Annotated in this window: 23 protein-coding genes and 1 pseudogene; 12 read left to right on the forward strand and 12 right to left on the reverse strand. The window is 71.3% G+C overall.

Translation table 11 applies throughout. The features are described 5' to 3' along the window. Positions 1–393: 393 nt before the first annotated feature. The 3 genes and pseudogenes from AB0881_RS10620 to AB0881_RS10630 form a co-directional block, all read left to right on the forward strand. On the forward strand, positions 394–1,302 hold the full coding sequence (locus AB0881_RS10620) for a DUF6192 family protein (RefSeq protein WP_366616020.1): 909 nt from the start codon (positions 394–396) through the stop codon (positions 1,300–1,302). A 23-nt stretch (positions 1,303–1,325) separates the two neighbouring features. Further along, positions 1,326–1,736 carry a hypothetical protein gene (locus AB0881_RS10625; protein ID WP_366616022.1) on the forward strand — a complete coding sequence of 137 codons (411 nt, stop codon included), beginning with the start codon at positions 1,326–1,328 and terminating at the stop codon, positions 1,734–1,736. Between the two features lie 3 nt (positions 1,737–1,739). Continuing rightward, positions 1,740–2,552: pseudogene (locus AB0881_RS10630) on the forward strand (IS5 family transposase); the annotation flags it as partial. A 248-nt stretch (positions 2,553–2,800) separates the two neighbouring features. On the opposite strand, the gene AB0881_RS10635 reads toward AB0881_RS10630, so the two are convergent. Continuing rightward, positions 2,801–4,210: a hypothetical protein gene (locus tag AB0881_RS10635; RefSeq protein WP_366616023.1), complete on the reverse strand. Its 1,410-nt coding sequence runs from the start codon at positions 4,208–4,210 to the stop codon at positions 2,801–2,803. Between the two features lie 271 nt (positions 4,211–4,481). On the opposite strand from AB0881_RS10635, the gene AB0881_RS10640 reads away from it, so the two are divergent. Further along, a complete protein-coding gene (locus AB0881_RS10640; RefSeq protein ID WP_366616025.1) occupies positions 4,482–4,838 on the forward strand; it encodes a metalloregulator ArsR/SmtB family transcription factor in 357 nt (118 codons plus the stop codon). Between the two features lie 93 nt (positions 4,839–4,931). Here the strand turns inward: AB0881_RS10640 and AB0881_RS10645 are convergent, their stop codons facing one another. The 4 genes from AB0881_RS10645 to AB0881_RS10660 all read right to left on the reverse strand — a co-directional run bounded on the left by AB0881_RS10645 (position 4,932) and on the right by AB0881_RS10660 (position 9,671). Then, positions 4,932–8,126: a Tn3 family transposase gene (locus tag AB0881_RS10645; protein ID WP_366616026.1), complete on the reverse strand. Its 3,195-nt coding sequence runs from the start codon at positions 8,124–8,126 to the stop codon at positions 4,932–4,934. Between the two features lie 180 nt (positions 8,127–8,306). Further along, on the reverse strand, positions 8,307–8,570 hold the full coding sequence (locus AB0881_RS10650; RefSeq protein WP_366616204.1) for a hypothetical protein: 264 nt from the start codon (positions 8,568–8,570) through the stop codon (positions 8,307–8,309). An 18-nt stretch (positions 8,571–8,588) separates the two neighbouring features. Continuing rightward, the gene (locus tag AB0881_RS10655) at positions 8,589–8,912 is read right to left on the reverse strand and encodes a multidrug efflux SMR transporter (protein ID WP_366616028.1); all 324 of its coding nucleotides are present in this window, start codon (positions 8,910–8,912) and stop codon (positions 8,589–8,591) included. A 42-nt stretch (positions 8,913–8,954) separates the two neighbouring features. After that, entirely contained in the window at positions 8,955–9,671 is a 717-nt protein-coding gene (locus AB0881_RS10660; RefSeq protein ID WP_366616029.1) for a TetR/AcrR family transcriptional regulator, read from the reverse strand. A 104-nt stretch (positions 9,672–9,775) separates the two neighbouring features. Between AB0881_RS10660 and AB0881_RS10665 the strand changes: the two genes are divergently transcribed. Both AB0881_RS10665 and AB0881_RS10670 read left to right on the forward strand, forming a co-directional pair. Then, positions 9,776–10,510: an SDR family oxidoreductase gene (locus AB0881_RS10665; protein ID WP_366616031.1), complete on the forward strand. Its 735-nt coding sequence runs from the start codon at positions 9,776–9,778 to the stop codon at positions 10,508–10,510. Positions 10,511–10,562: 52 nt separating this feature from the next. Further along, positions 10,563–10,769 carry a 4-oxalocrotonate tautomerase family protein gene (locus AB0881_RS10670; RefSeq protein ID WP_366616032.1) on the forward strand — a complete coding sequence of 69 codons (207 nt, stop codon included), beginning with the start codon at positions 10,563–10,565 and terminating at the stop codon, positions 10,767–10,769. Positions 10,770–10,798: 29 nt separating this feature from the next. On the opposite strand, the gene AB0881_RS10675 is transcribed toward AB0881_RS10670, so the two are convergent. After that, positions 10,799–11,296, reverse strand: a complete 498-nt coding sequence (locus AB0881_RS10675; RefSeq protein WP_366616033.1) for an FBP domain-containing protein — start codon at positions 11,294–11,296, stop codon at positions 10,799–10,801. A 71-nt stretch (positions 11,297–11,367) separates the two neighbouring features. On the opposite strand from AB0881_RS10675, the gene AB0881_RS10680 reads away from it, so the two are divergent. Both AB0881_RS10680 and AB0881_RS10685 read left to right on the forward strand, forming a co-directional pair. Further along, positions 11,368–11,943 carry a WHG domain-containing protein gene (locus AB0881_RS10680; protein WP_366616035.1) on the forward strand — a complete coding sequence of 192 codons (576 nt, stop codon included), beginning with the start codon at positions 11,368–11,370 and terminating at the stop codon, positions 11,941–11,943. 64 nt (positions 11,944–12,007) lie between these two features. Beyond that, positions 12,008–12,382, forward strand: a complete 375-nt coding sequence (locus AB0881_RS10685) for a VOC family protein (RefSeq protein ID WP_366616036.1) — start codon at positions 12,008–12,010, stop codon at positions 12,380–12,382. A 37-nt stretch (positions 12,383–12,419) separates the two neighbouring features. Here AB0881_RS10685 and AB0881_RS10690 read toward each other — a convergent pair whose 3' ends face one another. Next, positions 12,420–13,352, reverse strand: coding sequence for a sigma-70 family RNA polymerase sigma factor (locus AB0881_RS10690; protein WP_366616037.1), 933 nt, complete (start codon positions 13,350–13,352; stop codon positions 12,420–12,422). A 129-nt stretch (positions 13,353–13,481) separates the two neighbouring features. On the opposite strand from AB0881_RS10690, the gene AB0881_RS10695 reads away from it, so the two are divergent. Beyond that, the gene (locus tag AB0881_RS10695) at positions 13,482–14,126 is read left to right on the forward strand and encodes a TetR family transcriptional regulator (protein ID WP_366616039.1); all 645 of its coding nucleotides are present in this window, start codon (positions 13,482–13,484) and stop codon (positions 14,124–14,126) included. Positions 14,127–14,233: 107 nt separating this feature from the next. Here the strand turns inward: AB0881_RS10695 and AB0881_RS10700 are convergent, their stop codons facing one another. Both AB0881_RS10700 and AB0881_RS10705 read right to left on the reverse strand, forming a co-directional pair. Further along, positions 14,234–15,283: a tetratricopeptide repeat protein gene (locus AB0881_RS10700; RefSeq protein ID WP_366616041.1), complete on the reverse strand. Its 1,050-nt coding sequence runs from the start codon at positions 15,281–15,283 to the stop codon at positions 14,234–14,236. Between the two features lie 144 nt (positions 15,284–15,427). Then, positions 15,428–16,180 carry a siderophore-interacting protein gene (locus AB0881_RS10705; protein ID WP_366616043.1) on the reverse strand — a complete coding sequence of 251 codons (753 nt, stop codon included), beginning with the start codon at positions 16,178–16,180 and terminating at the stop codon, positions 15,428–15,430. Between the two features lie 112 nt (positions 16,181–16,292). On the opposite strand from AB0881_RS10705, the gene AB0881_RS10710 reads away from it, so the two are divergent. After that, positions 16,293–17,021: a TetR/AcrR family transcriptional regulator gene (locus tag AB0881_RS10710; protein WP_366616044.1), complete on the forward strand. Its 729-nt coding sequence runs from the start codon at positions 16,293–16,295 to the stop codon at positions 17,019–17,021. A gap of 107 nt (positions 17,022–17,128) precedes the next feature. Here AB0881_RS10710 and AB0881_RS10715 read toward each other — a convergent pair whose 3' ends face one another. Continuing rightward, on the reverse strand, positions 17,129–17,524 hold the full coding sequence (locus AB0881_RS10715) for a RidA family protein (protein WP_366616205.1): 396 nt from the start codon (positions 17,522–17,524) through the stop codon (positions 17,129–17,131). 143 nt (positions 17,525–17,667) lie between these two features. Between AB0881_RS10715 and AB0881_RS10720 the strand changes: the two genes are divergently transcribed. Beyond that, positions 17,668–18,639: a WYL domain-containing protein gene (locus tag AB0881_RS10720; protein ID WP_366616045.1), complete on the forward strand. Its 972-nt coding sequence runs from the start codon at positions 17,668–17,670 to the stop codon at positions 18,637–18,639. 26 nt (positions 18,640–18,665) lie between these two features. Here AB0881_RS10720 and AB0881_RS10725 read toward each other — a convergent pair whose 3' ends face one another. Together AB0881_RS10725 and AB0881_RS10730 are read right to left on the reverse strand one after the other, a co-directional pair. Continuing rightward, a complete protein-coding gene (locus AB0881_RS10725) occupies positions 18,666–19,403 on the reverse strand; it encodes a VOC family protein (protein ID WP_366616047.1) in 738 nt (245 codons plus the stop codon). Positions 19,404–19,461: 58 nt separating this feature from the next. Beyond that, a complete protein-coding gene (locus AB0881_RS10730) occupies positions 19,462–20,337 on the reverse strand; it encodes a sigma-70 family RNA polymerase sigma factor (RefSeq protein ID WP_366616048.1) in 876 nt (291 codons plus the stop codon). An 85-nt stretch (positions 20,338–20,422) separates the two neighbouring features. Between AB0881_RS10730 and AB0881_RS10735 the strand changes: the two genes are divergently transcribed. Continuing rightward, the gene (locus AB0881_RS10735; RefSeq protein WP_366616050.1) at positions 20,423–20,881 is read left to right on the forward strand and encodes a carboxymuconolactone decarboxylase family protein; all 459 of its coding nucleotides are present in this window, start codon (positions 20,423–20,425) and stop codon (positions 20,879–20,881) included. Positions 20,882–20,953: the final 72 nt, after the last annotated feature.

Here is a 20,953-nt window from a genome sequence, read left to right on the forward strand (position 1 = left end):
ACGTCGGTTACCGCCTCGGCGAACAGCGCATCGAACTCCGCCACCCGCAGCGGCCACTCGGCCGTCGGCAACGTGCACGCCTCCGGCGCCCACCCCTCGCCCTGACCTGCGCCGACCGGCCCCGCCTGTACCTGATTCAGTTCCATACCTTGACGGTAAACCTGTACCCCAGTACCGGATGCAACCCCCAGCTCCCGGCGGCTTCCCCAACGACCGGTCACGCCACCCCGGCCGCCTGAGCTCCTTAAGTGCTTGTCTTTGAATGGTGATCTTGGAGCTGGCACACTGTCCGGGCCTGAGCAAAAGGACCTTGTGCGCGAGTATTGTCACGATTGGTGATCAGAGGGAAGCTGGTTGTGCCGCGCCTTCACTCGCTTGCGAGGAGGAGCTGGCATGTCTGGGAGCGCGGCCGAGATGGTCGGGAAGGTGACCGCGGACCGGTACCGGGAGTTGGTGGAGCAGGCGCGTCGGCTGGTGGATGAGGCCACCCGGGCGCAGTTCCGGATCGGTGATATCGCGTTGGAGATCGCGCCGATGCAGCGGCATGGCGGCGCGCACCCGGGGGCGGGCGAGGAATCGTACGAGGTGACCGCGGTGCTGGGCGCCTTCGCCCAGGACGTGGGGCTAGCGGCCAGTACCGTCCGCGATTACCGGTGGGTGTCGGCGCGTTGGCCGGAGCCGCGCCGCGCGGCGGGAGTATCGCATCGGGTGCACAGCATCCTGGCGGCGATCTCTGACGAGCGGGCTCGGTGGGAGCGGATCACGCGGCCGCCGGTGCTGGAGCGCACCGGGGAGCGTCGGTGGACCACGGATGCGGCCAGCCGTGTGCTGGGCTGGCAGGTGCAGCGGCCCGAGTCGGCGGGCGAGAAGGTCCGGGCCATTCACGATCTGGCGCGCGATGAGGAGGTGGCGGCTGCGGTGGCGACGGACTTGCTGCGGCGGCCGGCGGTGGCGCGGCAGGCGATGGCCGATGACACCGCCCGTCACCTGGTCAACCGCGCGCAGACCGAGCAGGCGCAGCGGGCGGCCGGGCCGGCGCGCAAGGCGGTCGGGCCCGCCTTGGAGCGGATCCAGCACAGTTTGGGGTTCGTGGATCTGGTGGGGGCGTGCGCGGCGTTCGTGGCCTCGACCGGGCGGATCGTGCCGGGCTTGCGCGGGCAGTCGTTCACCGAGGAGGAGCGTGCCGTGGTGCACCGCAACCTGGCACGGCTGCGGGGCGCGGCCGACTGGGTGGAGGCGGCCGTGGACACCGGCAACACCAGCTTGGACGATGGCCTGGCCGCGCTGCTGCGCGACCAGTAGCCCGCCTGGTCTGGGGCATCACGATGGGCCGCAGCAGACTGGCGGAGAACGTGTGCGGTGAGCAGGTCCGGGTCGCGTTGATGGAGGCGCGGCCGGCCGGGCTGACCATCCCGCAACTGACCGCCGCGACCGGGCTGACGCCGTATCAGGTCCGCAAGGGGCTGCTGTTCATCCGGGAGGTGGGCGCGATGGCGCACCTGACACCGCTGACCTGGTCTCGCGCGAGCGGTTACGCCTTCGCCGATGATCCGGCGGTCTGGCTGGCTTACACCATGGCGGTGCTGCGCGCCGAGCTGACGCGGGTGAACCGGCTGATCACCGCCACGATCGCGCCCTGCGCCCAGTCCTACCCGCATGATGAGGACATTGCGATCGTGATGGGCCAGATCAACGGGGTCCAGGCCACGCTGCGCGCGCTGACCCGGGCGCGCTGAGGCGTGCCTGCGCGTTGCCGGCGGCGCCGCTATCCCTCCGACACCACCGCGGCCGAGTGGGCGCTGATCGAGCCGCTGCTGCCGGTCCCGGCCTGCCTGACCGGGCGAGGCGGGCGGCCGGAGAAGCATCACCGCCGCGACATTGTCGACGCGATCCGCTACCTGGTCGACAACGGTTGCAAATGGCGGGCGCTGCCCGCCGATTTCCCGCCGTTCCAGACGGTGTTCGGCTTCTTCGCCCGGTGGGCGCGCGCCGGCGTGCTCGCCCGCATCCGCGACCGGTTGCGGGCCCGGATCCGTACTGGCCGCGGCTACTGCCGCAACCCGGTCGCGGTCATCATCGACTCCCAGACGGTCCGGGCGGCCGAGACCGTCGGGAAGGCCACCCGCGGCTGGGACCCGGCCAAGAAGATCAATGGCAGGAAGCGTCACCTGGCCTGTGACCTGGGCGGGTTACCGATGGCGGTGATGGTGACCGCGGCCGACCGCACCGACCGCGACATCGCCCGGGAGATGCTGGCGCGGCTGCGGCTGATGCATCCCGAACTCGCCTGCGCCTGGGCCGACAGCGCCTACGCCGGAACCCTGGTCACCTGGGCACACGGCTTTCTGAACCTGACGGTGACGATCGTCGCCCGTCCGGCCGGGACGGCCGGGTTTGTCGTGCTGCCCCGCCGGTGGATCGTGGAACGCACGCTGAGCTGGATTACCCAGGCCCGCCGCAACGTCCGCGACTACGAACGCCTCCCCGCCCATTCCGAAGCGCACATCACCTGGGCGGCGATCACGCTCATGACCCGCCGGCTGGCCCGCACTCTGCTGCCCAGAACATCTTGACTGACCACATTCGAGGGATACCAACATCAACTTCCTGGGCCGCTGTGCCTTCACCCGCGCCGGCTCAGGTACCGGCCTGCGGCCCTTCCACGACCCGGCCCACGAAGCGGATGCTCCCGGCACTTCGATGACAGCGGGCGGCATTCAGGGGCGGAGCCGTTTGGCCCCGCCCCTGGATGCGCGCTAGGGGGCAGGCGACCACGGTGCCGGGGGCGTGGTCGGGGTGGTCATGGGCAGGGGGAGTGATCGGGGTCTGGGCCGGTGGCGCGCAGGGGGATGACGGCGCGGACTTTGCCGCCGGTGCTGTGCTGGACCGGTTCGGTGGCGCGTTCGAGGCGCACATGGCCCAGGTCGTGGCGGGACAGCAGGTCGCGGAGGCGGGTGTCGATCTGGTGCCAGAGGGTGTCGGGGTCGGTGCCGGGGGCGGGGTGTATCCGGATGCGCAGGGTGGTCGGTGCGGTGTGGACGATCTGGAACAGCTCCAGGCCGGGCACCGCTTCCAGCAGCGTGGCCAGCGGCAGCGGGGCCAGCGTGACCGGCGCCTGGTGGTGGCTGCAGGGGCGGGGGAAGGTGAGCAGGTCGGCGGCGCGGCCCTGGACGCGGACGGCCGGGCCGGGCAGGCCGCACGGGCACCGATCGGGCCGGACCACGACGCTGTCGCCGAGGTCGTAGCGCAGGATCGGCTGCAGGTGGTTGGCCAGGTTGGTCAGCAGCACGGTGTGCGAGGGCTCGCCCGGCGGCACCGGCCGGTACTGGGCGTCGACGGGTTCGAGGACGGCCCAGTCGGCGTTGAGGTGCATCCAGTTCTCACCGCAGCCGTAGGACAGGAAGGGGCACTCGTTGCAGGCGTAGCTGGTGCGCACCGTGGCCTTCAGCGCGGCGGCGATGCGCGCGTACTCGCCGACCGGCAGGCCCTCGGCGGTGAGCATCACCAGGGCGGGGTCGATGTGCAGCCGTCCGGCTTCGGCCTCGCCGGCCAGCAGCGCGCCGATGCTGGCGTAGGGGGCCAGCACCGCCGGGCGGAAGGCGTTGAGCTCGGCCACCAGGTCGGCCAGCGGCTGGTGCACGCTGAAGGCGGCGACGTGGGAGCGGCCGCGCAGCCGGGCGGCGGCCACGGTGGAGGCGAAATGCCCGCCCTGGGGGATCACCAGCGCCATCCGGGCGCCGCCGCGCGCGATCTGGGCCACCTCCCGCATGCTCAGCCAGCCGGCCAGCATCCGCGCCATCATCGCCGAGGTCACCGCGGACGCGCGGGCGTCTTGCAGGAAGATGCCGTGCGTGCCGGTGGTGCCCGAGGTGGTGGTCAGTGTGTAGCGGCCGGCGAACCGCTGCCCGATGCGCGCCGGGTCGTCGGCGAAGGCCCGGGCCTGCGCCAGGGTGACGGCCGGGTCGGTGACCCAGTCATCGAAGGCCGCCATCAGCTCGGGCTTGGTCGTGGGCGGCAGCAGCGCCAGGTCGCTCACCGTGGCCGGCAGGTCCCGGTACAGGTGCCGGTAGAAGCGGGAACGGGTGCGCGCCCAGGCCACGAGCTGGGCCAGGCGATCCCGCTGCCGGGCGGCCATCGCCTGCTCGCCGCCCGCCTTGGCGGAGCGGGCGTCGGTGATCAGCCGCAATGTCGAGGTGCTTACAGGAGCCAACTGGAGAAGTCCTTCCCGGGCGGTGGACAACCCGGCCGGGCACCCACAGGGAGACTCGGCCAGGCATGACTGCGTGGCCGAAGGTCTCGCCCACCGGCCGGTGACCGGTCCCCGCCGCCGGAGAACGCGAGGTTCTCAGCGTGTCGACGTGCGGGCGTTGCGGACTACTCCCCTTCGGAGCGCCTCCATCCTTCACACGTTTCGGACATCGCGCAAGTATCAAAATGTGGGCCGGGCGGGCAGGCCGCCGGCGCGAGACAATGCACAGACGATGCCGACCTCCCCCGCGCCCGATGAACCCGGCGCCGAGCCCCCACCGCCGCCCGCCCAGCTCCAGGCGGCGGCCGAGACGTTCGCGCTGCTGGCCAGCCCGGTACGGCTGCACCTGATGTGGCTGATCACCCACCGCTCCTACGACGTCAGCACGCTGGCCGCGCACGCAGGCACCGGCATCGCCACGGTCTCCCAGCACCTGGCCAAGCTCCGCCTGGCCGGCCTGATCACCGCACGCCGGGACGGCCGCCGCACGCTGTATGCGGTGGAAGACCCGCATGTGATCACGCTGATCGGCCAGATCTTCGATCACATCGCCCCCGACGGGAGCCTGGCACCCGACCCTCCCCGGTAAGAGGCCGTGCCCGCCGAGGGTTCGAAGACACCCTCTAAGGCCAACCGGAGGCCGAGCGAGAACAGCGCTGACGGCCAAGAGGCCGTCGAGCCGTCAGGCGGCAAGGTCCAGGGTGGTGAAGTCGACCTCTTTGAGCACCGGGTCGAAGGCTGCGGGGATGAGCGCGAGTTCGTCGGTGGCGTAGGCGCCGAACCGGGTGATGTGGGAGCGCAGGTAGGGCGAGAGGGCGGCGAGCTGGTCGGCGGTAATGGTCCAGCCCTCGGCGACCAGCTGCCGGACGACGTCCATGATGTCCAGCGCGTTGTGGAAGATGACCAGGTTCGCCAGCAAGGTGTTGAGCTTGATCAGCTTCTCCTGTTCGTCGGGATCGTTGTTGGCCAGGATCCCGTTGTTGCCGAAGCTCAGCCAGTGCGCGAACCCGTTGTAGGACTCGACCTTGTTGGTCGCGGCCGTGACCCGGGCGCGAAGCTGCGGGTCGGCCAGGTACCGCAGCAGCGCGACCGTGCGGACGCTGCGGCCGACCTCACGGAAGACCTTGTAGATGCGGTTCTTGCGGGAGTTGGACCGCAGCCGGCGCATCAGCGTCGACGACGACAGTTCGCCCTCGCTGATGGAGATGGCGACCTGCATCAGGTCGCGCCAGTGCCGTTCGATGAGATTCCAGTCGATCACGTTGCGGCCGTTCCCGGCGGTGGTGCGCTCGCCGAACAGCTCGTCGATGTGCCGGTAGACCAGGTGGGAGTTGGCGCGGAAGAAGGTCAGGTCGGCGAAGTTGCGGATGCGGGGCATCAGGTCGAACCCGAACAACGTGGCGAGGGTGAACACCGGCGCCGACTGCCCTTGGGTATCGGCGTGCACGGTGGTGGGCTGGACGGCCGAGTCGTTGGCCAGCAGGCCCTCGATCAGGTGCACCGCCTCCCACACCCCGCACGGAATGAATCGTGAGAACAGAGCGACGTAGGTGTCGGCGACGTAGTGGTAGGCGATGCCGCCCACGCCCCCGTACCGGATCGAGGTCTCGGCCAGCAGGTTGTCGATGTAGGTCTCCACCTGCGTGCCGTCGGCGGCCACCGCGGTCCCGTCGCCCCACGCCTTGACCACGTCCAGCTCGGCGAACGCGTTGACCACGGTGGCGATCGCGGCGTTGAGCTTGGCCAGGTCGATGTGCCGGTTGCGGACCATCGACAGTTCCCGCGCCGACACCCCGGCGATGTGCTTGGCCGCCTCATACGGGCCCATGTTCACCCCGCCGATGAACACCGCCATGCAGTACCGGTCCAGCGGATCGGAGATCTTGGGGTCCGAGCCCGAAGCCGGGCCGAAGTGGTGGTGCCAGCCCAGCCAGTGCGCGGTCCGCGACACGATGCCCAGCAGCGACCGCTCCGGCATCCGCCGCACGATCGCCTCCCCCAGTTGCTCCACCGCGGCCGGCGCACCGGACCCGCGCCGGCGCTTGAGCGTCGGGACACCACCTTCCCCGATCACCAGGTCGGCGTTGTCGGCGTACCCGGCGTCCAGCTCGGCGGCCGCGTCCAGATGCGCGCTGCGCAGCCGCTCGGTGAATCCCGCGGCAGTGTTCGGCAGGCCGACCTCGGCGCAGAACTCATCCAGCAGCGGCAGGCACTGCTCCCAGGTCAGCAGGTTGGCGCGCCAGTCGGCGTACGCCCCGGCCCCGGCCACCGCCACGTCCCCGGTCCGCAGTTCCTCGGCCAAGTAGGTGAACACCATCGCCTCGAAATGCTTGCGCGCCACCATCCCCGGACGGCGCCGGTCGGTGACCGCGCGCTGCCAGTTCCCCGAGGCGAACGCGATCCCCGACATGTCCCACCCCGCCGCGCCGACACCGCCGCCGTCGCAGTCATCGGAGTCCTCGTCGACGAACCGGTCCGCCCCCGCGGGGTCGATCGGGGGCGGGACCGGGATGAAGTCGCGGCGCAGCGCCCAGTGCGCCCGCGCGTGCTCCAACGCCGCCAGCACCGAGTCGTCGGTGGAGGTGGCCACCAGCTCCAGCTTGTCGACCAGCTCGAACATCACCGCCCGGTCCTTGCGGAAGAACCGGTGCACCAGCACCTCGTAGTTGTCGCCGTGGAAGGCCGACACCTCCTCGATGTCGGCCAGCTGGGCGGCGAACCCGCCCGCCCGCCGGACCGCCTCCACCGCGCGCCACGCCCCGTCCTCCCGTTCCGGGGCCGGCCCGGAACCGCTGGCCCCCTCACCAGTGACGTCGCCGTGCCGGGCGTCCTGGTCCACGGCCGCCTCGTCGGGGCGGTCGGGATCCAGGTGCTCCAGCACGCTGCGGTAGGTGCCGATCAACCGCTCGGAAGTCGCGCGCTGCCGCTGGTGGATCTCCTCCAGCTCGGTCTTGGCCTTCTTGAGGTTGCCCGCCACCCGCTTGCAGAACATCTCGGCCAGGTCGTCACGGGCCTGCATCCGCGCGGTGTGCACCAGACACGCCACCAGCGCCAGCCGCTTGGCCGGCTCGTAGTCGCCCATCGCCGCCGCGTCCTGGGCCGCCGCCTCCCCGGCGAAATCGGCAATCTTGCCCGGGGAGATCCCCTCCATCCACGCCGCCGTGTCGCCCAGCTCCTCGACCTGGTCCAGATACTCCGCCTGGGCCTTGAACCGCGACCAGCTCGCGCGCTGCGCGGGCTTCTTGAGCCGGTTGAACATCGACCGGCCACCCGACCCGGCCCCGCCGCTGGAGGTGGACAGCAGGTCCTGCATCCGCTGCTGCCCCTCCGGGCCCATCCGCATCACGACCTGCGCGAAGAGCCCGGCGTTCACCTCCGCGCGGATCCGCGTGGCCATCTCATCCAGCGTCGAGAACCCCGGCAGCTCCAACGACGCCTCCAGCAGCTTCTCCAACGCAATGTTGATCAGGTCCGGTGGGTGGTTCTTCTTCTCGGCCGTCTTGTGGATCGCGACCGCCGCGATCGCCCGCGCACGCTGCTTGTCGTACTTCACGCCCTGCCGCGCCCGGATCTGCTTGCGGTGCAGCTTGGCCGTCCGCGACGCCCCGTGATCCGGATCCACGTCCGGTCCCAGCTCCAGACAGCGCCGGACGTGGTCGACCACCACCTCCGGGATCTCCTCCAGCGAGCAGAACCGCGCCATCTTCTGGAAGCACTTCAGATCCAGCACCTGCGCGAACCACGCCTCAGGCGTTCCGGTCCGCTCCCGCGCCCAAGCGACCTCCTCCTCCGCCGCCGGGGTGAAGAACACGTGCAGCACCCGCGTCGAGGTCAACTTCTTGAACTGCGGGTAGGCAGTGCGCTCGATCGACGTCACTCGCGGGGACCCTTCCGAACCGTGCCGAACCAGGACCCGCGCACCGTAACGAACCGCAACGATCCAACATCACACAGTTCACTGAACTGTGATCAAACCAACGCACACGGTCACCCATCGCCTGCTGGGCCCTTCGCTGACCAGCCCGTTGCCCCTTTCCGGCTTACCTTGGCTGGCCCCCTACCTGCGTTGGGCCGCTTGCTCCTGGTCGTGCGGTTCCAGCGGCGGGCCCGTGAGGGCGGCCAGGGCGGCGGCGAGTTCGGTGGTGTCCGGCGGCCTGCCGTCGACCAGGGCGTGCAGTAGCGCCCCGTCGATGAACGTGGTGACGGCGCGCGCGGCTTGGGGCCCGATGCGGGGTGCGAGGACCTCGGCCAGTCCCTGCGACCACACGCGTGCCGACGCCTGGAGGTCGGGACGCCGGGACGCGGCGGCGCCCCTCGGGATCGCGGCGCCGGCGTCCGGTCAATGCGCACCGCTCAGGTTGAGTGTCACCACCCCGGCCACCACCAGGCCGATCCCGGCGACCTTGGCGGCGGAGAGCGGCTCGTCCAGGAACGCCACCCCGATGATCACAATCAGGGTGGTGCCGAGCGCCGACCACAGCGCGTACCCCACGCCGACCTGCATGCCGCGCGCGATGGCCTGCGACAGCAGCACGAACGCCGCCCCGTACCCGGCCAGGCACGCCACCGACGGCCACAGCCGGGTGAAGCCCTCGGTGCTCTTGAGCAGGCTGGTGGCGATCACCTCGGCGATGATCGCGATGATCAGCAGCAGGTAGGCCATGGGCGCGCCCCTAATGTACGAACGTACATGTGCAAGCGCACGCTACATGACGGCGCCGCCGCGGTCGGGTCGCGTGATGCGTTCGAGCCATCGCCGCAGGAGGGCGGTCTCGGCCGGTTCGAGGGCGTCGCTCCCGGCGAGGTCGAGTTGCGCGTGCAGGCGCAGGGCTGCGGTGTGCAGCGGGTCGGGGTCGTTCCGGACGGGCGGCTCGGTGAGCACGTACGAGAACACGGCGTCGCGCATGCGGTGCGACGGCGCGGGGTCGTCGAACAGGGCGGGCCTGGCGATGTGGTCGAGGGCGCTGCCGACGTTCGCCGACAGGATCAGCTCGGCGGCGCTGCGCGGCTCCAGCTTCAGCGCACCCGCCGCCGCGCACCGCGTGAGCGTGGCCACCAGCAGGTCCATCACGCGGTCTCGCGCCGTTGAGCGCGACCACGGCCGGGGAGTGAACATCAGCTGGTAGAGGGCCGGGTTGTCCCGAGCGAAGGCCATGTGGCCGTCCCAGCCGACGTGCAGATCGGCCACCGGGTCGTTCGTTCGCTCCTGAGCGGCCTTGAGCTCGGCGTACCGCTCGTACCCATGCTCGGCGACGGCGTCGAGGAGGCCGCGCTTGTCGCCGAACAGCCGGTAGAGCACGGGCTGGCTCACGCCGGCCGCCTCGCAGACCGCGCGGGTGGCGATCTCGTGGTCCGAGGAGGTCGCCAGCTGCCGCTCCGCGGCCTCGATCAGCTTCACGCGAAGCGGGTCCGTAGCTGTCATGAATCAATGATACCGCCGGACGATAGCAACGATTCGAAGCTGTGTTATCGTCGGCTTGTAGCAACGATATGGCCGTTTCGTATCAGCGATAGGAGTGATCTCGCATGAGTGATCAGCGTGTGGCCGTCGTCAGCGGCGGCTCCCGCGGGATCGGCAGGGCCATCGCGGTGGCGCTGGCGGCGCAGGGCTACCCGGTCGCGGTGGGATTCCAAGGATCGGCCGCCGCCGCGGCGGAGGTCGTGGAGGAGATCACGGCCGCCGGCGGCCGGGCGATCCCGGTCCAGGCGGACGTGGCGGACGAGGGCGCGGTGGCGGCGATGTTCGACGCGGCGGAGAAGTCCTTCGGCGGCGTCGACGTGGTCGTCAACTCGGCGGGACGGATGTCGCTGTCCCCGATCGCCGAACTCGACCTCGACGATCTGGACGAGCTGCACCGCACCAACATCCGCGGCGCGTTCGTGATGGCGCGGGAGGCCGCCAGGCGCCTGCGCGCCGGAGGCGCGATCGTCAACCTCTCCACGTCCGTGGTCGGCCTGCAGTTCCCGAACTACGGCGCGTACGCCGCCAGCAAGGGCGCCGTCGAGGCGATGACGCTGGTGCTCGCCCGCGAGCTGCGCGGCCGCGACATCACGGTCAACGCCGTCGCACCCGGCCCGACCGCCACCGAGATGTTCCTGGACGGCAAGGACGAGGCCACGATCGACCGGCTCGCCAAGCAGCCGCCGCTGGAACGGCTCGGCACCCCGCGGGACATCGCCGAAGTCGTCTCCTTCCTGGCGGGTCCGGCCGGCCACTGGGTCAACGGGCAGGTCGTCCGGGCGAACGGCGGAATCATCTGAGCCGCCGCCTCACTCTGAACATCCACCCACAGCGCACAATCGGAGAGTCGTCATGCCGTTTGCCAGCCTGAAGGTGCCCGCCGGCACCCTGACGCCCGAATCGAAGAGGAAGCTCATCGACGCCGTGACCGACGCTTATGTCGACGTCTACGGAGAGCGGGCGCGCGCCACCACGCTGGTCCTCGTGGACGAGGTTCCCGACGGCGGCTGGGGTCTGGGCGGAAACGTCCTCACCGCGGAGATGCTCGGCCGGAGCTGACCCCGCGTCCCGGCCGGAAGGAGCCGCGGTCAGTTGGTGATCTTGGTGAGGAAGGCGTTCAGGTTGGCGTGGAGGCGGGCGACCTTCTCGTCCAGGGTGAGGGACTCCTCCATGACTCCCCCGGCCACGGACTCCTTCCTCCCTCGCACGTACAGCGAGCAGTCCAGGTCGCCGCACAGGTACTGCCCCACGGTGTTGCCCTGGCGCCCGGCCTCGCCGGTACGGCGCGCGGTCATCAGCGCCACGCCGCCGCCGGTCCGCGTGGTCAGGCACAGGGAGCACATGCTGCGCGTGGTGAAGCCGCGGCCGCCGCCGGAGGTCACCCGCAGCGCGATGCCGACCAGGCGATCACCACTCTCGGTGATCAGATACGAGCGTCCGGGCGCCCCCGGATCTCGCCAGCCGAGGAAGTCCAGGTGTTCCCACGGCTGGTCATCGAGGTCCTTGGGCAGGCCCAGCCGCTTGGCCTCACCCTTGGAGCAGTTGACGAAGGATGTGCGGATGTCGCTCTCGGTGAGGGGTCTCATGGGTGGCGAGGCTAGTTATCCTGAAGCTATTATGCAAATTCCTAAGTCATTTAGCTTCGGAGGAGGGCCGGATGGCGCGCGCGGGCGTGACCGTCGAGCGACTGATCCAGGTGGCGGCGGACCTGGCGGACGAGATCGGCTTCGAGAACGTGACGGTCACGACGCTGGCGCGCAGCTTCGGCGTCAAGGAGGGCAGCCTCTACTCCCACATCAAGAACATGCGGGATCTGCGGGCCAAGGTGGCGCTGTTCGCGCTCGCCGAGCTCGCCGACGACGCCGGTGAGGCGCTGGCCGGGCGTTCGGGCAAGGACGCCCTGGTGGCGTTCGCGAACGCCTATCGGGACTACGCCAGGAAGCACCCGGGCCGGTACGCCGCCACCCACTTCAGCCTCGACCCGGAGACCGCGGCCGCCAGCGCCGGTGGCCGCCACGTCGAGATGAGCCGGGCGATCCTGCGCGGCTACCCGGTGCCGGAATCCGACCAGATCGACGCGATCCGGCTGCTGGGCAGCACCTTCCACGGGTTCGTGAGCCTGGAGGCGGCGGACGCGTTCCGGCACTCCAGCGACGCGCGCGGCACGGACGCCTCATGGGCGCGGATCCTGGACACCCTGCACTCCGCGCTGTCCAACTGGCCTCCGGCCTGACGCCGCGCCACCGCGGAAGGAGGCGGGCTGGCCGCGTACGGCCGATGCCCGTAGGGTTCCGATCATGGCTTGCCGCATTTCCGAGCTGGTGATCGATTGCCGGGACCCGCAACGGCTGGCGGAGTTCTGGTGCCAGGTGCTGGATTTCGTCGTGCTCGACACCGACGACGACGGCTCGGTGGAGATCGGACCACGGGAGGGGTTCGGCGGGTTGCAGCCGACCCTCGTCTTCAGCCCCAGCACCGAGCCCAGGACGGGCCTGCTGCGGCTGCACTTCGACGTCAACGCCACCGACCGCGATCAGGACGCCGAGCTCGAGCGCCTCCTGGCCCTCGGGGCGCGCCCGGCCGACGTCGGCCAGACCGGCGAGGAGCCCTGGCACGTCCTCGCCGACCCCGAAGGCAACGAGTTCTGCCTCCTGCGAAGGCGCCTGAGCTGACCGCGGCCGGCGGCGCGGACGCCGCCGGCCAACCGGCCTAGGTGAGGAGGTCGGCCAGGGCGCGCGTGCGGGTGGGATGGCGCAGCTTGTTCATCCCCTTGGCCTCGATCTGGCGGATGCGCTCCCGCGTGACCCCGAACTCCCGGCCGATCTCGTCGAGGGTGCGGGGACGGTCGTCGGCCAGGCCGTACCGCAGCGAGATCACGGCCGCCTCCCGTTCCGGCAGGGTGGTGAGCACCGTGTCCAGCGAGCGCCGCAGCGAGGACGCGGCGACCGTGTCGGCGGGGCCGGGCGCGCCGTCGGGGACCACGTCGCCCAACTCGCCGCCACCCTCGCCGCCGTCGTCGAACGGGGTGTGCAGGGAGATCGGCTCCCGGGCGTGCCCGAGGATCTGCTCGACCTTCTCGGCGGTCAGGTCGAGCTCGGCCGCCAGTTCCGCGGTCGTCGGCTCCCGGCCCAGGTCGTGCCGCATGGTGCGGCGGGTGCGGTTCACCCGGTTGAGGACCTCGACCACGTGCGCGGGGAGCCGGATGGTGCGGGCCTGGTCGGCCAGCGCGCGGCCGATCGCCTGCTTGATCCACCAGGTGGCGTACGTGGAGAACTTCAGCCCGCGCCGGTGGTCGAACTTCTCCACCGCCCGCATCATCCCGATGGTCCCCTCCTGGACGAGGTCCAGCAGCGGCAGCCCGCCCGCGGCCGCGTAGCGGCGGGCGATCGAGACGACCAGCCGCAGGTTCGCCTCGATCATGTGGTCCTTGGCGCGGCGGCCGTCGCCGACCTGCCGCTCAAGCGCGGCCCGCTCGTCCGCGGTGAGACGGTCCGCCTCCGCGTCGAGGCGGCGGCCGGCCAGCGTCCCGGCCTCGATGCGGGCACCGAGTTCCACCTCCTGCTGCGCGGTCAGCAGCGGCGTGCGGGCGATCTGCTTGAGGTAGTCGCTCACCGGGTCGGCGGTACGTGCGGTAGCGGTCAAAGAGCGAGTCCCTTCGGTCCTGCCGTACGGCGGGCTCGGAGCGCTCACCGTACGTTGCGACCTAAACTTAGGGCAGACCCACAACCATGTCAAGCATAAATTTATACTCGACCTATGTATAGTGGCCGCATGAGCGAACCGACCACCGGCCTGCGGGCCATGAAGAAGCGCCGGACCAGGGAGAACATCTCGAACCAGGCCACCCGGCTCTTCCTGGAGCGGGGCTTCGACAACGTGACGATCGCCGACGTGGCCGCCGCGGCGCAGGTGGCCAAGATGACCGTCACCAACTACTTCCCCCGCAAGGAGGACCTGGCCCTCGACCTGCAGGACGTCTTCATCGAGATGCCCGTGGCGACCATCCGCGGGCGCGAGCCCGGCGAGTCCGCCCTGGCCGCGCTGCGCCGCGCCTACCTGACCGCGGTCGCCGGACACGACCCGGTCATCGGCTTCTCCGGCCCGCCCTTCGCGCGCATGATCACCGGCAGCCCCGTACTGGTCGCCCGCCTGCGCGACTTCCACGACGAGCGCGAGAAGGCCATGGCCCGCGTCCTCGCCGAGGAGACCGGCGCCGAACCCGGTGCCGTCCTCCCCCGCGTCGCGGCCGCCCAGCTCGGCGGCGTCCACCGGCTGCTGTTCGAGGAGACGCTGCGCCTGACCCTCGAAGAACGCACCAACGACGACATCGCCGCGACCGTCGCCGAGGACGCCCGCATCGCCTTCGGCGCCCTGGAACCCTCCCTCGCCGACTACGCCGTCCGCCCGCCCGCCTGACCGGCGGCCGGAGCACCCGCGCAGCAGGGGAGGGAGTAGTCCCGCCGTCCCTGGTGAGCGCGCCTCACCCCGGGACCGCCCGGGCACCACGGCCACGGACGGGTCGGCTACTCCGGGGTCCGTTCGGGGGCGTGCGCGCGTTCCCGGGCCCTGGCCGCCGCCCGTACCCCCTTCGGCTTGCCCTGGTGCTCCGCGAAGTCGCACGCCCTGAGCAGTTCCCGCCGTACGTACCCGGTGTCGGGATGGTCGGCGCCGAGCGCCCGCTCGGAGCGTTCCAGCGTCCCCTCCAGCACCTCCAGCGCCCGCACCGTGCGGGAGCCGATCGTCAGGGCGACGCCCAGAGCGCACGCCGTGCGCAGGGCGTCCGGATGGTCCGGGCCCACGGCGCGTTCCAGCGCGGCGAGTTCCGCCTCCAGCGCCTTGGCCTCTTCGCGGGACGTCCCGAGCACGCTGCGCGCGTTGGTCGTGTCGTCGAGCGCGCGGAGGGTGTCCGGGTGGTTCGGGCCGAGCACGCGGCCGAGGTGGGCGTGCGTCTGCGCGAGCAGTGCCAGGGCGGTCGCCGGGCGGCCGACCGCCAGGTACGCCTCCCCCACTCGCTGGCGCAAGCGGAGCGTCTCGGTGTCATCGGCCGGCAGCACCGCCTCGTGCTCGGCGAGCACCTCCTCGTACATCGGGAGTGCGCGCTCGGCGGAGCCGGACTCCCAGTGGTGTTCGGCCGCGTGGAAGAGCCGCCCGCGCAGCCCGGGATGGTCGGCCAGCCGGGACGGCGGCGGTTCGGGCCATGACTCCTGGGCCTTCTCGGCCTCGGCCTCCACCTGCGCCAGCAGCGCGGCGGTCTTCCCGCCGAAGCCGTACGGGTTGGCGGCACTGCGAGGGAGCCGGCGGCCGACGTAACGCGTCCGCGAGCCGGTGAGCGAACGGCCGAGCGTGATGATGCGGAAGCGGCCCATCGGCCAGACCGGCACCCAGAGAACGCAGAAGAACAGCCGCTTGACGACGGAGCCGCACCGCGGGCACGGGTCGGCCGCGCCGTAGAAGAGCGAGCCGATCCCGTTGACGGTGTCCGTGTCCGGGGCGAGCCACGCGATGGTCTCGTCCGTGCACGGCCCGCAGAATGGGTGGACGCCCTGCCGGGCCCCCTGACCGGTCGTCTCCATGTCACTCCCGTCACTCCCGTCACTCCCGTGGCTCGCCCGCTCGGCCTGCTGGCGCCGCCGACTCTGCCACGCCTCCGCCCGGCCGTGAAGCGGGTCCGCGCACCGGATCCAGCGGGCGGCGGTCCACGGCGACCGTGACTCGGGTCAGTGCAGGCCGCGCTTGCCCACGGCCCAGAACGGCTTGACCTTGATGGAGCGGCGGTCCCAGCCGCGGTCGCGGACGAGGTGGTCGCGGATCCGCTGGCAGGTGCGCGCCTCCCCGGCCAGGTAGGCGGCGCCTTCGCCGGCGGGCAGGTCAAGATCGGCGACGGCGGCGAGGAGCGTCGGTGAGGAGACGGCCGGTGCGCCGTGGCGGTGGACGCGGCGCAGCCGGTGCGGGCCGGGCATCGGCGGGTCGTGCTCGGGGGACTCGCTCTCCAGCACCCCGTACACGGGGGCGGAGGGTTCCAGCGCCCGCAGCATCGGCCCGAACGCGGCGCTCGCGGTCTCCTCGCCGACGAACAGGTGGAACGGCGCCTCCCGGGTGTGGAAGTCGCCCTGCGGCCACCAGATCGGCACCCGGTCGCCCGGCGCGGCCGTGCGCGCCCATCTCAGGCCGATGCCGTCCCCGTCGTACAGGTGGGCGCGCAGCTCGACCGCGCGCTCGTCCGGGTCGAACTCCCAGATCGTGTAGGTGCGCAGCGTCTCACCGGGACGCAGCAGTCCCGACATCGACCGCGGGTCGTTGAGTTCGACGCGCACGTGCTGCCCCGCGGTGTAGGGGAAGCCGATCGGCTCGTCGGCGACCAGCCGGATGCGCCGCATCGTCGGCGTGATCGTCGCGGTGTCGGTGACCGTGGTCTCCAGGCGGTACTTGGCGAACGCGCCGCCCAGCGGGTTGCGGATGCGGTTTCCCATGTCAGCCCTTCCCTGCGCCGCACCGGCGGCTACTTAGAAGCTCTAGATCTTTTAGAGCCTCTAAGGAAACATAGAGCCGCTAGGCTGTCAACGTCGTCAGGAAGGATCACCAATGGCCGCCCACCCCGCCCGCCGGCGCGAGAGGCTCCGCGAGGCCACGCTCGCCGAGATCCGCGAGGCCGCCCGCGGGCTACTGACCACCAAGGGGGCCGCCGCGGTGACGGTGAACGCCGTCGCCCGCGAGATCGGGATGAGCGGACCGGCGCTGTACCACTACTTCGCCTCGCACGACGACCTGGTCGCGGCCGTGACCGCCGACTTCCTGCACGAGCTCACCACGGCGCTGGAGACCGCCCGCGACGCCCACGCCACCGGCTCGGCCGCCGACCGCCTGCTGGCCACCTGCCGCGCCATGCGCCACTGGGCCACCGCCCACCCCGCCGAGTTCGGATGGATCTTCGCCAGCCCGATCCCGGCCACCGCGTCCGCCCGCCGGCGTCCCGGCACGCCTCGCAACCAGGCCGGCCGCGACTTCGAACTGGTCTTCCTGCGCCAGATCGAAGAACTCTGGGCCCACCGGCCCTTCCCCGTCCCCGAGGATCTGGATCCGTCCGTACGCGAGCAGCTGCGCGCCTACTCCGCCACCCTGGGGTGCGATCTGCCCATCGAAGCACTCCACGTCGCCCTGACCTGCTGGATAAGGCTGTACGGGCTGCTGTGCATGGAGGTCCTCAACCAGCTCGACTTCGCCTACTCCGACGTCGGCCCCATCTACGAGGAGACCCTCCGCGACCTGGCCAAGATGCTCGACCTCGAATACCGCCCCCCCGTCCCCGGTTGAGACCAGCGCCCGACAGGTTCCCCGGCGGTGTGGCGGCGGACGTGGTCGAGTCCGCCGCCACACCGCGGCGCGGGCGTGCGCGCGCTATCGGCGACGCCGGAGGCGCATCACGCGACGGCGGTGCCCTCGAGTTCGACCATCAGGTCGGGGATGGCCAAGCGTGTCACCCCGAGCATCGTGGTGGTCGGCGCCACGCCGGCGGCGCCCAGCCGCGCCGCCAGCACGCCGTAGTGCTGGAACAGCAGGTCGACGTCGGTGGTGTAGACGTTCAGCCGGACGAGGTTCGCCAGGGACATCCCGGCCTCGCCGAGCACGGCCTCCAGGTTGCCGAGGCTCAGCGCCAGCTGCGCCGCCATGTCACCGGCATGCTGGGGCTTGCCCTCGTCGCTCATCGCGGTCTGCCCGGAGCAGTACAGCGTCCGGCTGTGCCCGGAGACGACCTCGCCCTGGTTGAAACCCATCTCCGTCGACCACGTCACCGGGTTGATCGCCGTTCGTTCCATCGCCATATCGGCTCCAATCGATTTCGCTGGGAGGTTGGAAACACGTACGTCCGCGGCACGGAGGCCGCCTCGGACGTCGTGGTGACGAGCCTGCCAACGAATCACGACATCCTTGGTCGTGTATTTCTGGCACAGTCGGTCCTATGCGTGCGGACCGGTTGATCTCGCTGCTGCTTCTGCTGCGCCAGCGCGGCCGGCTGACCGCGGCCACCCTGGCCAGCGAGCTGGAGGTGTCCACGCGCACCGTGCTGCGCGACATCGAGGCGCTGTCCGCGGCGGGCGTCCCGGTCTACGCCGAACGCGGCCGCAACGGCGGTTTCGCCCTGCTGCCCGACTTCCGGACCGACCTCACTGGACTGAACCACGACGAGGCCCTCGCCCTGCTGGTCGCCGGAACGGGCCGCGCCGACCACGTGTACGGCCTCGGCTCGGCGCTCGCTTCGGCCATGCGCAAGGTGGTCGACGCGCTCCCCGAAGGCCATCGGGCCATCGCGAGCGACGCGGCGCGGCGCCTGCTCATCGACCCCGAGACCGACCTGCTCTCACGCCGGTCGGCCGGCCAGGAGGTGCCCGACGCCACCATGGTCGAGGTCCGGCGCGCGGTGCTGACCGGGCGCCGGCTCCGCATGCACTACGCGGCCGCGGGCCAGGCGCCGCAGTGGCGCACGGTGGACCCGATCGGCCTGGTCACCGTACGGGAGCGGGGCTACCTGCTGGCCACGAGAGCCGGTGAGGACCGCACCTACCGGCTGTCGCGGGTGCTGGCCGCCGAGGCGCTCCCCGAACCCGCGCAGCGACCGAACCGGGTCGATCTGGACCGGATCTGGCGGGAACGCTGCGCGCAGTTCCTGTCCGGCGACCAGATCACCGTGCGGGTACGGGTGATCCCGGCGCGCCGCGAGGACCTGCTGAGCACCGCGCTGGCCGTCCGCGCCGAGGAACCCGACGCGGACGGCTGGCTGCGACTGGAGGTGGCCTTCCAGGATTCCTGGCACGCCGAATGGGCGCTGTGGCAGCTCGGCACGAGCGCCGAAGCCCTGGCCCCGCAGTCGCTGCGCACCGCCCTGCACGACCGCGCCGCCGCGGTCGCCGCCCGCTACAAAGTCCCCTCCTGAACGTCGCCGGGTGAACAAGCTCCGCGTCAGCCCCGCCCGAGGACGCAGAACTCGTTGCCCTCCGGGTCGGCGAGGACCGTCCACGGAGCATCACCCTGGCCGATGTCGACGCCGGCGGCGCCGAGACCCTTCAGCCGGGCCACCTCCGCCGCCTGCTCGTCACCGGGATACGGCAGCACGTCGAGATGGACGCGGGTCCACACGGTCCGCTCGCCGGGCGTGCGAACGAACTCCAGGTACGGACCGACGCCCTGGGCCGAGCGCAGCACCGCGCGGTCGTCGGTCAGCTCGTGCAGGGTCCAGTCGATCGCCTCGCCCCAGAACCGGGCCATGGCCCGCGGATCCGCGCAGTCGACCACGACCCTGGCGATCGGTCCGGTGTCCCGGTAGACGTCCCGGGGCTCCAGCACGCAGAACACGTTCCCCTCCGGGTCGGCCAGGACCGTCCACGGAACGTCCCCCTGGCCCACGTCCGCGGGCGTGGCGCCGAGATCCTTCAGGCGCGCGACCAATTCCGCCTGATGGGCCGCGGACGTGGTGGCGAGATCGAGGTGCACGCGATACTTCACGGTCTCGGGGTCCGGGACGGTGACGACATCGACGCAGACGGCGACGGGGTCCGGCCAGGAGAAGCCCACGGGTTCGACGTTCGTTACACCGGGGCCCTCGCTGGAGACCCCCCAGCCGAGCGCATCGGCCCAGAACCGGCCGAGGGCCGAGTCGTTCCGGGCCTTGAAATTCACCTGTACCAGTCGCAGCGCCATGCCGCACAACCCTAAGGCCAGGTGGGAGGGCCCGATGACGCAGCCTGTGGACCCTCCGTCACACCGGGTCGGGCAGGTCCATGAGCGCGAGTTCGGCCGGATCGACCACGGCGATCATCTCGGTGATGCGGCCGCCGGCGACGGTGAACGCGAGGAGGGAAAGCGGGGTGCCGTCCTCGCTCCAGGAGATGACGCCGGGCCGGCCGTCGACGGTCGCCGCGCGGGCTCGTGCCATGCCGCCGGCCAGCCGGGCGCGGGTGGCCACCTCGGTCGCTCCGATCGTGACGAACCTGCCGTCCGGGGTGTGGACGGTGAACCTCACCTCCGGGTGGAGAACCCGCAGCAGCTCCTCGAACCGGCCGTCGCGGGCGGCGGCCAGGAAGGCCCGGACGACCTCGCGCTGCTGCCGTCCCGCGCTCGCCGGCTGCCCGCCGGCCCGCACTTTCCTGCGGGCGCGGCTGGCGAGCATCTTGGCCGCGGCGGCGGACTTGCCGAGAATGGTGCCGATCTCCTCGTGGGGGACGGCGAACACGTCGTGCAGCACGAACGCCAGCCGTTCGTCCGGGCCCAGCGCGTCGAGGACCGTGAGGAGCGCGAGGCCGACCGAGTCCTCCAGCGCCACGAGGTCTTCCGGATCGGGAGCGTCGTCGAGCGTCACGGTGAAGTCGGCCGGCCGGTCGTCGAAGGGGACCGCCGGGCGGGTCCGCCCCGACCGCAGGACATCGAGGCTGAGCCGGCCGACCACGGTCGTCAGCCAGCCGCCGAGGTTGTCGATGGTGCCGACGTCCTGCCGGGACAGGCGCAGCCACGCCTCCTGGACCACGTCCTCCGCGTCGGCGTGCGAACCGAGCACCCGGTACGCGACGGCCCGGAGCCGGTCACGCTGGGCCTCGAAGGCATCGGTGATCGGATCCGTGGGATGCGTGCCTGCCATGTCGTTACCTTCCTCGAAGCGCCTTCGTCACTGGGATGACGGGCACACGCCCCGAAACGTAACCGACGAAGGAGAGCACTCCCCCATGGAGAACCGTCTCAAGAGCAAGAACTCCCTCAACCCCGATCTGTGGACCGCCATCCAGCACCTCCAGAAGGCGATCGCCGCCGGGGGCGTCGATCCGAAGCTGCTCGCACTGGTCCACCTGCGCGCCAGCCAGATCAACGGCTGCTCGGCCTGCGTCCACGCCAGTGTCGCCGGTGCGAAGAGGGCCGGTGACACCGACGAGCGGCTGCACAACGTGGCGGCGTGGCGGGAGGCGCCGTTCTACACAGACGCGGAGCGCGCGGCCCTGGCACTGGCCGAGGCCGCTACCCGGCTGCAGGACGGCGCGGAGGGCGTCACCGACGAGATCTGGGAAGACGCCAACGCCCACTTCACCGAGGAGCAGATCGGCGCGATCAACCTGGAGATCGCGCTGACCAACTTCTTCAACCGGATCAACCGCACCATCAAGGAGCCGGCCGGCAAGACCTGGGGCTGACCCCGGCGCGGCCCTCGACCACCGACCGGGCTCGCCGGGAAAGTCCGTCCCGGCGAGCCCGAGTACCGGTAC

This window comes from Spirillospora sp. NPDC029432 (assembly GCF_040703975.1).
Lineage (GTDB): Bacteria > Actinomycetota > Actinomycetes > Streptosporangiales > Streptosporangiaceae > Spirillospora.

Excerpts from the sequence above, each read along its gene's own strand:
- AB0881_RS10710 (WP_366616044.1), top strand. The coding sequence starts at position 16,293 with ATGGCCGCCCACCCCGCCCGCCGGCGCGAGAGGCTCCGCGAGGCCACG.
- AB0881_RS10680 (WP_366616035.1), top strand. The coding sequence starts at position 11,368 with ATGGCGCGCGCGGGCGTGACCGTCGAGCGACTGATCCAGGTGGCGGCG.
- AB0881_RS10720 (WP_366616045.1), top strand. The coding sequence starts at position 17,668 with ATGCGTGCGGACCGGTTGATCTCGCTGCTGCTTCTGCTGCGCCAGCGC.
- AB0881_RS10695 (WP_366616039.1), top strand. The coding sequence starts at position 13,482 with ATGAGCGAACCGACCACCGGCCTGCGGGCCATGAAGAAGCGCCGGACC.
- AB0881_RS10665 (WP_366616031.1), top strand. The coding sequence starts at position 9,776 with ATGAGTGATCAGCGTGTGGCCGTCGTCAGCGGCGGCTCCCGCGGGATC.
- AB0881_RS10675 (WP_366616033.1), bottom strand. The coding sequence starts at position 11,296 with ATGAGACCCCTCACCGAGAGCGACATCCGCACATCCTTCGTCAACTGC.
- AB0881_RS10670 (WP_366616032.1), top strand. The coding sequence starts at position 10,563 with ATGCCGTTTGCCAGCCTGAAGGTGCCCGCCGGCACCCTGACGCCCGAA.
- AB0881_RS10660 (WP_366616029.1), bottom strand. The coding sequence starts at position 9,671 with ATGACAGCTACGGACCCGCTTCGCGTGAAGCTGATCGAGGCCGCGGAG.
- AB0881_RS10700 (WP_366616041.1), bottom strand. The coding sequence starts at position 15,283 with ATGGAGACGACCGGTCAGGGGGCCCGGCAGGGCGTCCACCCATTCTGC.
- AB0881_RS10735 (WP_366616050.1), top strand. The coding sequence starts at position 20,423 with ATGGAGAACCGTCTCAAGAGCAAGAACTCCCTCAACCCCGATCTGTGG.
- AB0881_RS10640 (WP_366616025.1), top strand. The coding sequence starts at position 4,482 with ATGCCGACCTCCCCCGCGCCCGATGAACCCGGCGCCGAGCCCCCACCG.
- AB0881_RS10685 (WP_366616036.1), top strand. The coding sequence starts at position 12,008 with ATGGCTTGCCGCATTTCCGAGCTGGTGATCGATTGCCGGGACCCGCAA.
- AB0881_RS10715 (WP_366616205.1), bottom strand. The coding sequence starts at position 17,524 with ATGGAACGAACGGCGATCAACCCGGTGACGTGGTCGACGGAGATGGGT.
- AB0881_RS10625 (WP_366616022.1), top strand. The coding sequence starts at position 1,326 with ATGGGCCGCAGCAGACTGGCGGAGAACGTGTGCGGTGAGCAGGTCCGG.
- AB0881_RS10655 (WP_366616028.1), bottom strand. The coding sequence starts at position 8,912 with ATGGCCTACCTGCTGCTGATCATCGCGATCATCGCCGAGGTGATCGCC.
- AB0881_RS10705 (WP_366616043.1), bottom strand. The coding sequence starts at position 16,180 with ATGGGAAACCGCATCCGCAACCCGCTGGGCGGCGCGTTCGCCAAGTAC.
- AB0881_RS10620 (WP_366616020.1), top strand. The coding sequence starts at position 394 with ATGTCTGGGAGCGCGGCCGAGATGGTCGGGAAGGTGACCGCGGACCGG.
- AB0881_RS10725 (WP_366616047.1), bottom strand. The coding sequence starts at position 19,403 with ATGGCGCTGCGACTGGTACAGGTGAATTTCAAGGCCCGGAACGACTCG.
- AB0881_RS10730 (WP_366616048.1), bottom strand. The coding sequence starts at position 20,337 with ATGGCAGGCACGCATCCCACGGATCCGATCACCGATGCCTTCGAGGCC.